This window comes from Proteobacteria bacterium CG1_02_64_396 (assembly GCA_001872725.1).
GTDB lineage: Bacteria > Pseudomonadota > MNWR01 > CG1-02-64-396 > CG1-02-64-396 > CG1-02-64-396.
This window is the reverse complement of sequence record MNWR01000086.1, coordinates 1-9,736: the sequence shown is the minus strand read 5'-3', so window position 1 is coordinate 9,736 and position 9,736 is coordinate 1. Positions and strand designations below refer to the sequence as shown.

The window sequence follows — 9,736 nt, the reverse complement described above, 5'->3', positions numbered from 1 at the left end:
TACGACGGCACCCAAAACAGCAATGCCGCCCTGCCCGGTTGGGGCGTCGTGGGTTATCAAAACCAATACCGCCTGGCCGCATTCGATTTGAGCCCTTACAACGGCAACGTGGTGCAACTGCGGCTGAGCCTGCGTTCCAACTGGATTGGCGTCGAGAAGGGGATCTACATCGACGACCTGCGGCTGGATGAAGAGGCGACCGATCCCGACGCCGACGGCATTGCAGGCATCATCAACGAGTGGACCGTCGCCGGAACCGACCCGATCAACCCCGACAGCGACGGCGATGGTCTGAACGACGGCGGCGAGGTCGCCCTGGGCACCGATCCTCTGGTTGCCGAGAGTGACCACGACGGCGACGGGGTCTACACCCGCACCGAATTGTTGTTGGGCAGCGATCCGGCCAGCGCCGCCAGCAAACCGGCCAATCCGGCGATGCTGGGCCACAGCGACAGCCTCGGGGTGGCGCTTTCCAACACCCTCTTTGACGACGGTGGCTTCAACGACACCAGCCCCTACGGATTGAGTTACCCCGATGGAATGGCGGTCGATCCGGTCGGGCACCGCCTCTTCGTGACCGACAACTCCAACTCCCGGGTTCTGGTCTACGCCCTGAACGCCAACAACGACATCGCCAGCCGTAAGGCGGTGGCGGTGCTTGGGCAGGTCGACATGGAGCACAGCGATCCCAATCGGGACATGGCGGCGCCCGACGCCACCACCATGAACAGTCCGGTGGGGGTCGATTACTTCGACGACGGCGCCAAGCAGTGGCTGCTGGTGACCGACGATGTCAGTGACCGGGTTTTGATCTACGACATCACCGCCGGGATCACCGACGGCATGGCGGCAACAAGGGTACTCGGTCAGGCCGATTTCGCCGGATTTCACGCCAACCGCAGCGGTGCCACCTCAGGTTGCTCCAGCACTACCATCGATGGTTCGGTCCTTAATGCCCCCAAAGGGGTGAAGGTCGGGGTGGTGGGGGGCAAAACCCTGCTGGCCGTCGCCGACACCAACAACAACCGGGTGCTGGTGTGGGATGTCAGTACCGGGGGGATGGGCGGATTGGTCAACGGCCAGGCGGCCAACGTCGTGCTCGGCCAGCCCGACTTCATGACCCGTTCCAGCAACAGCTGTGCGGTCGCCCCCACCGCCGCCGCCATGAACGATCCACGCGGTCTGACCTTCATGGGCAACACCCTGTGGATTGCCGACAGTTGGAACCATCGGGTGGTCGGCTTCGATCTGGGGGTGAACGGTGCCAATCTGGCCAACGCCATGGCGGCGACCTGGGTGTTGGGCCAGGCCGATTTCGTCGGATATTTGGCCAACCGGGGTGCTGGATCGGTCGCCAACGCGGGAACCATGGATTATCCGAGGTTCCTCGCCAGCATGGGCAACTACCTGTTCGTCTCCGACGAGTTCAACGACCGCGTTCTGACCTTCGACTTGAACGCTGGGGCGGTCACCGGCATGAACGCGGCGTTTGTGCACGGTCAGCCCAACATGACCAGTACCACGTTCACGACCGCTCAAAACAAATTTAACGGCCCCTATGGTCTTGCCAGCGATGGGATCGGGCGCTTGTACGTGGGTGAGACAGCAAGCGACCGGGTTGTGTCGTTCGATCTGACGACCCTGGCCAACGACATTGCCATCGGTGCCTATGGCCCCAACGCCCTCGACGTCATCGGGCAAACCAACTGGGTCCCGGGGATGCTGGATGCCTCGGTGGTCGGTCTCTTCGATTCTCCTGGCGCCAACGACACCAACGCCGTGGGGCTTGAAGGCCCCGCCGACATCGCGCTGGGGGCGGTTCTGGGGGTCAACTACCTCTTCGTGGCCGATCCTGGCAACAACCGGGTATTGGCGTTCCAAGCCGACGCCGCCTTCACCCCTCTCGATCTCCAGGCCGACTTTGTCCTGGGTCAAAACGATTTTGACCACGATTTTTACAGTGGCCCCGATCTATATCTCGATACCCCGACCGGGGTCTCCTTCGACAACACCACCGGGCAGCTCTTCGTTGCGGAGAGCGGCAACAACCGGGTGGCGGTCTTCGACTTGAGCGGCGGCATCATCAACGGCATGGCCACGATGGTGGCCGTGATTGGCCAGAGCACCTTCACCGGTTGGGCCTCCAATGCCGGATTGGGCACTCCCAACAGCGTCGGTTTGAGCAGCCCGACAGCGGTCCATATCGGCACCACCACAGGGGGGACCAAGTACCTCTTCGTGGCCGACGGCAACAACGCCCGGATCTTGATTTTCGACATCACCAATGGGGTGGTCACCGGACAGGCGGCGACCAACGTGTTGGGGCAGACCACCTTCACCACGGCCACCGCATCGGCTACTCAGAGCGGCTTGGTTTATCCGGTCGGCATGGCCTTCGAGCCGACCAGCGGCGCCTTGGCGGTGGCCGATTTCAACGGCAACCGGGTCATGCTCTACAACCTGTCGCTGGGGATCATCAACGGCATGCCCGCCGTCGGGGTGTTGGGGCAGGGCAGCTTCACCGGCAGCAGCCCAACCACAACCGCCACGGGGCTGAATCTGCCCGCCGGGGTCGCCTTCGATCCATTCCGTCAGGTGCTCTGGGTAGCCGATTCAGGCAATTACCGCTTGGTGGGGTACAACTTGGCTGGTGTACTTGCCGGGGGGGGCAGCAGCGTTGCCGCGACCTATCTTCTGGGCCAGCCCGATTTCGTCACCAACGGTCAGTATTGGGGGGCTCAGCGCGGTCCCTTCACCCTCGACACCCCCTATGGGGTCACGGTCGACGGCACAAGCGGCCGGATCGTCATTCCCCAAACCGGGGATGATCGGGTGACGATTCTGCCTTAAAAGGGGTTTTCAGCGCGTTCGAGGCGGCGGCCCGCAATTGGGGCCGCCGTTTTTATGGGGGCGTTCAAGCAGGGAGGACAACCAACCGGGAGAGGCTCTCCTCGACGGTCGGCAACAAGCTCAGGGCGCAGCCACTACAACCCACCGGCATATGGATGAACATTAGTTTGGCGGCGTGAAGGGAGGGTTTTTCGTGGTTGCTCTGCCAATCGTCGAGCGCTTGGAGGGCGCAGTCGAGAATGTTCTGGGAGTCGCGACCGACATGGAGCACCTTCTTGCCCGACAACAACAGAAACACGCCGGGACGGGGGGGGATCGGGGGGTCGTCGCTGTTCTCGACCTCGGGAACCGGGACCACCCTGTGGACGAAACAGCGGGTAATGAACCCGAATTCTTTTTCAAACAGGTTCAGGATAGTTTGTTCGATACGCACGGGTTCTCCGCAGAGCAAAACAACCGACCCCCCCCAAAAAACCGGCCGTGTTTTGGTGGATGACTATGCGAAGTCGACCCGTTCCAAGCCGCCCTCCCAATAGGTCAAAACTCCCTCGGGCAAAATCCACGACGCGCGCCCAGCCAACGGAATCCGTACCCCGTTTACATTCCCATACTTTTCATACTGACATAACCAAGGCCTATTTTCATAGTGCCCGCTTACTTCGCGGGGGCGGGCCGGGGTCAACGCCTGCACGGGCAGCCCTTCCGAATCGAAACTGAAGTCGAGTTCGGCGACGGTGCGCCCCGCCTGAAGCCGGGCGCGGGCCGTGTGGGCATCGATGGGCAACCAGCGCACTCCCTGGCTTGGAAGCAGGGCGAACGGGAACCAAACCGCTTCGGCCAGATAACGCTGGAGCGCCCCTAAATCCAACTCGGGGCTGGGTTTGGGATCGGCCAGGGCGAGTCGGTCGATCCCCAAAACGGTCGCCTTCATCCCGCCGTGACCGGCAATGCAGTGGTCGCTCACCTTGATGGTGAAACCGGGGGCCATGGCGATGTCGGCCAGCCAGACAAACCCGGGGGGTTGGTGGGTGAAAAACTCCTCGGCCGTCATCGAACGCCACCCCGACTCCGAGGTGCCGATGCGAAAACGCCCTCGCTGCACGACGTGGATGCGGCGGGGGATGGGATCGTCGTCGCGCAAGACCGCCTTGAAGTAACGGGCGACCGGCTCAGGCAGACCGGGCAGCTCTTTGGCGAAGCTGATGCGCGAGGGAGACCAGGGGGCGATGGTGGTGTGAAGCGCGTGAAGAAGGGTTTCGCGTTCCAGACGCTGGAGCCGTTCGCCGACGATGCGGGCTGCAACCACGCCCGTCGCCAAGAGCAAGAACAGCCCTACAAGCCAGAGAAGAAGGTTGAACAAGTGGATCCTCCGAACAAGACGAGCGTCATCCAGGACGGTGCTGTCGGACCCGAAACCCCCCGTTATCCCGTTGCACGGCCCTGAGAGGATCCGCCGCCAACACAGGAACGATCACGGAATCGTCAACCCCTGCCGCCGCAGCGCCGCCGCCAGGGAGATCAGCGGTAGCCCCTCCAGAGCGGTGGGGTCGTCCTGGACCACCCGCTCCATCAGCGCCACCCCCAGCGACTCGATCTTGAACCCCCCGGCGCAGTCGAAGGGCTCGTCCCGGTCGACGTAGCGTTTGATCTCGTCGAGTTCCAGGGTGCGAAAGTCGACCTCGGTCGGAACGATCCACCCCTCTTCGCCGATGGGGCCAACCACATGGACCGCCGAAAGAAAGCGCACGGTGGTTCCCGAGAGTCCCGCCAACTGGGCGATGGCCCCGACCCGACTGCCCGGTTTACCCAGGATCGCCCCGCTTTCGGTCACCGCCGCCTGATCGGCCCCGATCACCACCGCTTCGGGATGGCGCGCCGCCACCGCCTCGGCCTTTTCTTTGGCCAGCCGCGCCACCAGATGCCCCGCCTCCTCGTTGCGCCTGCGCCCCTCGTCGACCCCGGGGGAGATCGCCTCGAACTCGGGGGTCAAGCGGGCGAGCAAAGTGCGGCGGTAGGGTGATGTCGAGGCGAGGATCAATGGGGGGGGCATGGGGCCTCCGTAGGGGAGGGTTAGGGAAGCCAGCGGTTTTCCAACATCGATGTCCGCATCGAGGCTGTGGGAGCTGACCTCTGTCCGCGAATGAAGAGGAAAGGCGCATCCAGCACCCACCCCATCATCCCTTGAAGCGACAACTCAGCTTCGCTTCGGCGACAGAGGTCGCCTCCCACAGCCTCAATGGCAGGTTTTACGTTAAAACGCGTCGAAGCGAATCCGCTCGGCATCGAGCCCCTGTGCCGAAAACCCCGCCACCGCCGCCTCGATCATCGGCGGGGGGCCGCATAGGTAGGCCTCGAAGGGGGTCAGATCGGGTTGGTCTTCGAGCACCGCGTCGGTGACGAAACCGCGCCGTCCTCCCCAGCCCGAATCCTCGGGTTCGTGGGAGAGCACCGGCACGAACTCGAAGTTGGAATGGACCGTCGCCATGTCGTTGAGCCAATCCAAGCGGTAGAGGTCGGCTTGGGTCCGCGCTCCGTAATAAAACAGGGTGGGGCGGGGGTCGTTTTGGGTGAAGAGCGCCATCAGCAGCGCTTGAATCGGAGCCATTCCCGAGCCTCCCGCCACCATCAGCATCGGGCGCTCGGAATCGGGGACCAAACCGAAGCTCCCCATGGGGCCGCACACATCCAAAGCCATCCCCTCTTCGAGCACGTCGAAGATGTAGCCGGTCATCTGGCCGTCGGGCACCTTGCGGATGAAGAAACTCAGCCGGCCGTCCTCCCGAAACGGAGCCGCCATCGAGTAGGCGCGAGAAACCGGGGTGTCGGGAATGGTGAGCTGGGCATATTGCCCCGCCTCGTACTCAAAGTGCCCCTCGGGGGGGAGCTGCAACACCAGCTCAATGGTGTCGTGGGTCTGCCGGTTTTTGGCCACCACGGTGGCCCGCGCCTCGGTGAAGGGGACCTGCAACGGCAGGTCGAGGACCACATCCTCTTGAGGGATGGCCACGCAGGTGAGCACATACCCCTCGGCCCGCATTTGCGGGGTCAGGCCGAAGGGTTTGGCTCGGCGTTGATCGACCGAACCGGCGACCAGCTTGGCGGCGCACATGCCGCAGGAGCCGTCTTTACATTCGAAGGGCAGGCGAATCCCAACCCGCTCGGCGGCGGCCAGGATCGACTCCCCCGGCTCCGATTCGAATTCGTGTTCGCTGGGGTGAAGGGTGATTTGGGGCATGAAACGTCTCTTACTTGATGAGATTGGCGGGTGATGGGATCAAGCGGTTCAGAACCCCCGCTTGAATTCCTGACCGTGGCACTTGGGACAGGGGGGCACGACGCCGGTCTTTTTGAAATGCATCTGCTGGCCGCATTGGGTGCAGGTCAGTGTGCCGATGCCGGTGACATCCCGGGTATGGTAGGTCAGCCGCTGATCGAGCTTGTCTTCGAGAAAGTCGAGCCCCTCCCGGATCTTGCCCAGCAGAAAACTCCCCACGCTGATGGCGCCGGTCTTGAGGTGGTCGGGATCGAAGGTCTCTTCGAGTTTCTTACCCTGTTTGCGCAGCTCGGCGTTGAGATTGGCCATGTCCCGCTTGACCGCCTCTGAGATCTCCTTGGCCTCGTTTTCGGTCAGCTCACCGAGCTTGATGGCGGCCTGCCGCGCCTCGCCAATCCCCTTGTCGAGCAGCTCAAAGGTAATCTCGGGGGCCTTATCCAAGGCGTCGCGAACCCGCTCGACCATCTTGTCGTAGGCGGCGATCAGACGCCCTTGTTGCGGGGTGGGATCTTCGTGCTGGCTGCTCATGGCGACCTCCTGGGGTATCGAAGAGTGGACGGTGCCGAGTGTGCTACAGGGTGGGGAGCGGGTCGAGTTCCCGTTGCCAGGCATCGAGGATCTTCTCGCCCCGGGCGATCAGACCGGGCAGGGCGGCGGTGACCGGGTCGCTCAGGGTCCGATGCAATCGCAGGATCTTCGGCTCCAGCCCCAGCAACACCATGCGGGCAGGGGTGAGGTCGCGTAGGGCGCATAGGGCCAGCATCTCTTGCAGGCCGATTTGGTGCAGCGACAGCGCCAGCCCCCGCATGGCGGGGATCTCGCCGTCATGGAGTTCATAAAGAAAACCGGGGGCTTGGCCGCCGCTGACCGCGTCGCAAATCAGCAGCCGGTCGGCGGACTCGATCCAGGGCAGCAGCGCAAGACCCATGGTGCCGCCGTCGAGGAAGGTAAGTGATGGCTCTCCGGCAAAGCGATCTTGCAACGCCTCGACCGCCCGTACCCCCAGCGCTTCATCCCCCATCAGGGTGTTGCCGATGCCGAGGACGACGATGGGGAGGCGGGTGGCGGGGGATGGAAGCATGGGCGCTCCGGGGGGTAGGTTGTTGGGGGAGGGTGTCTGCAAAGCAAGCAACTCGGTTGTGGGGGCGTTCGACCCTCACCCTAACCCTCTCCCTGCCAGGGAGAGGGGACAGGTATCGGCACCCAGGAAAGCGTTGCCACTTTGCATCCCTCCCCCCCCAGGGGGAGGACAAGTGGGGGTTAAGCGTTACAACCCAATTCAACGCTCTCAGTTGCAGAACGATCACCGGGCTGAGTGGCGGGATGCCCAATTTTTCACTCACCCTGAGCTTGTCGAAGGATGGGCCGAGATTTTCGGTTCATTGGGGGAAAGGCTTCGCGGCGAGGGCGCCGCTCCTACCAAAACCACCCCTCCAAACCCTCATCCCCCACGCACCACCTTCGTAATCGGATTCCCGTTCACATCGACCACGTGCACCGCGCAGGCCAGGCAAGGATCGAAGGAGTGGATCGTGCGCAAAATCTCAAGCGGCAGTTTTTCGTCAAACACCGGCGTCCCCACCAGCGCCGCCTCGTAGGCGCCGGGTTGGCCGGTGTGGTCGCGGGGACCGGCGTTCCAGGTCGAGGGGACCACCGCCTGGTAGTTGGCGATTTTGCCATCCTCGATCACCACCCAGTGCCCCAACGCGCCGCGCGGCGCCTCGTGCCAGCCCACCCCTTGGGCCTTGGCGGGCCAAGTCGAGGGATCCCAGTTGGCGCTATTGTGGGTGCTCAGGTCGCCCGCCTTGATGTTGGCGGTCAGATCCCCCAGCCACCCCGCCATGGCGTCGGCGAAGATCTTGGTTTCGAGCCCGCGTGCGGCGGTGCGGCCCAACGTGGAAAACAGCGCCTCGGGGCCGACCCCCAGCTTGCTCAGGGTCATGCCCACCAGCTCTTGGGCCTGGGCGTGGCCGGAGGCATACATCACCAGCATCCGGGCCAGCGGCCCCACCTCCATCGCTTTGCCTTTCCAGCGCGGCGACTTGAGCCAACTGTATTTGCTCTCGACGTCCAGGTGTTCGTAGGGGGGGGTGGGGCCGGAGTAGTGCAGCTTGGTCTCACCCTCCCAGGGGTGGAGCGGCGCGCCGTCGCCCCCCGAATAGTCGTACCAAGAATGCCCCACCGACTCGGTAATCTGCTCGCGGTCGCGCAGATCCAGCGGATGCACGGTGCTTAAATCGCGGTTCAGGATGATCCCCGGGGGGACCAGGTAAGAGGAGGTATCGCGCACGTCGGTGGCGGGGAAGTCGCCGTAGCTCAGGAAGTTGCCCAGCCCTTCGCCGTACCCCGCCCACTCTTTGTAAAAACCGGCAATCGCGATCAGATCGGGCAGGTAAACCTGATCGGTGAAGGTGCGCATCTTGTCGATGATGGCGGCGACCTCAACCAACTGCTTGGCCCCGATGGCCGAGTCGGAATCGGGGTCGATGGCGCAGGGGACGCCGCCCACCAGGAAGTTGGGGTGGGGGTTCTTGCCACCGAAGATGGCGTGCAGTCGCGCCACGTCGCGCTGCCAATCGAGCGCCTCCAGGTAGTGGGCCACCGCCATCAAATTGGCTTCGGGGGGAAGTTTGTAGGCGGGGTGCCCCCAGTAGCCGCTCGCAAAAATCCCAAGTTGGCCGCTTTCGACGAACCTTTTCACCCGATCCTGCACCGCCTTGAAGTAACCGGGGGAGCTGTTCGGGTGGGACGAGATCGCCTGTTGCAGCGCCGAGGTCGCCTTGGGGTCGGCCTTGAGGGCGCTGACCACATCGACCCAATCCAGGGCGTGCAGGTGGTAGAAGTGCATGACGTGATCGTGGACGAACTGCGCCCCGATCATCAGGTTGCGGATGGCGTTGGCGTTGGCCGGGATGCGGATGTCCAGCGCGTCCTCGACCGCCCGGACCGAGGCGATGCCGTGCACCAGGGTGCAGACCCCGCAAATACGTTGGGCAAAGGCCCAGGCGTCGCGGGGATCGCGCCCCTTAAGGATGATTTCGATCCCCCGCACCATGGTCCCCGCCGAATAAGCCGAGGTGATCTCCCCCCCCTCCACCCGCGCCTCGATGCGCAAATGCCCCTCGATGCGGGTGACCGGGTCGACAACGATGCGCTCGCTCATGGTGGTTCTCCTTTGGGACGGCGGGCCTGCAAAGAGCTAAAAAATGGAAATCGCTTAAATACGAATTCGCAGCTTCTTTGGCAGTTTGTAAAGTGGCGATTGAGCCACTCTTCCAGAGTATCCATGCTGCGCTACTTTGGTCTTGTTTGCTGTAATGAAGTGGACCCCAAAAACTGGACAGTAGGTTTTGTTAAGACCGAGGGGGCATGATTGGCGAGAGCGAGGAGCCAAGCGATGCCCGGAAAACACAAACGACACAGTGCGCAGTTCAAGGCGAAGGTGGCGCTGGAGGCCCTGAAGGGGGTCAAAACCACAAGCGAGTTGGCCAGTGAACACCAAATCCACCCGGCGCAGATCAGCCAGTGGAAGAAGGTGGCCATGGAGGGGCTGTCGACCCTTTTTGAGCGTCCAGGCAGCAAGCCGTCCGTCACCGTCGAAGAGGCCACGGC

Annotated in this window: 9 protein-coding genes; 2 read left to right on the top strand and 7 right to left on the bottom strand. The window is 63.2% G+C overall.

Going from position 1 to position 9,736, the window contains the following annotated elements; translation table 11 throughout:
* Nucleotides 1–2,850: hypothetical protein (locus AUJ55_10140; GenBank protein ID OIO55606.1), on the top strand; the 2,850-nt coding region annotated here is incomplete at its 5' end.
* A 64-nt stretch (nt 2,851–2,914) separates the two neighbouring features.
* On the opposite strand, the gene AUJ55_10135 is transcribed toward AUJ55_10140, so the two are convergent.
* The 7 genes from AUJ55_10135 to AUJ55_10105 all read right to left on the bottom strand — a co-directional run bounded on the left by AUJ55_10135 (nt 2,915) and on the right by AUJ55_10105 (nt 9,287).
* Nucleotides 2,915–3,283 (bottom strand): hypothetical protein, encoded by a 369-nt coding sequence (locus tag AUJ55_10135; GenBank protein OIO55605.1) that lies wholly within the window; start codon nt 3,281–3,283, stop codon nt 2,915–2,917.
* A 63-nt stretch (nt 3,284–3,346) separates the two neighbouring features.
* Nucleotides 3,347–4,210, bottom strand: coding sequence for a hypothetical protein (locus AUJ55_10130; protein OIO55604.1), 864 nt, complete (start codon nt 4,208–4,210; stop codon nt 3,347–3,349).
* A 111-nt stretch (nt 4,211–4,321) separates the two neighbouring features.
* Nucleotides 4,322–4,900 (bottom strand): septum formation protein Maf, encoded by a 579-nt coding sequence (locus AUJ55_10125; protein ID OIO55603.1) that lies wholly within the window; start codon nt 4,898–4,900, stop codon nt 4,322–4,324.
* A 201-nt stretch (nt 4,901–5,101) separates the two neighbouring features.
* A complete protein-coding gene (locus AUJ55_10120; GenBank protein ID OIO55602.1) occupies nt 5,102–6,085 on the bottom strand; it encodes a hypothetical protein in 984 nt (327 codons plus the stop codon).
* A 48-nt stretch (nt 6,086–6,133) separates the two neighbouring features.
* Nucleotides 6,134–6,652, bottom strand: coding sequence for a hypothetical protein (locus AUJ55_10115; GenBank protein ID OIO55601.1), 519 nt, complete (start codon nt 6,650–6,652; stop codon nt 6,134–6,136).
* Nucleotides 6,653–6,695: 43 nt separating this feature from the next.
* On the bottom strand, nt 6,696–7,205 hold the full coding sequence (locus AUJ55_10110) for a hypothetical protein (protein ID OIO55600.1): 510 nt from the start codon (nt 7,203–7,205) through the stop codon (nt 6,696–6,698).
* 360 nt (nt 7,206–7,565) lie between these two features.
* Complete coding sequence (locus tag AUJ55_10105) at nt 7,566–9,287, bottom strand: hydrogenase (GenBank protein ID OIO55599.1); 1,722 nt, start codon at nt 9,285–9,287, stop codon at nt 7,566–7,568.
* 234 nt (nt 9,288–9,521) lie between these two features.
* On the opposite strand from AUJ55_10105, the gene AUJ55_10100 reads away from it, so the two are divergent.
* Nucleotides 9,522–9,736: transposase (locus AUJ55_10100; GenBank protein ID OIO55598.1), on the top strand; the 215-nt coding region annotated here is incomplete at its 3' end.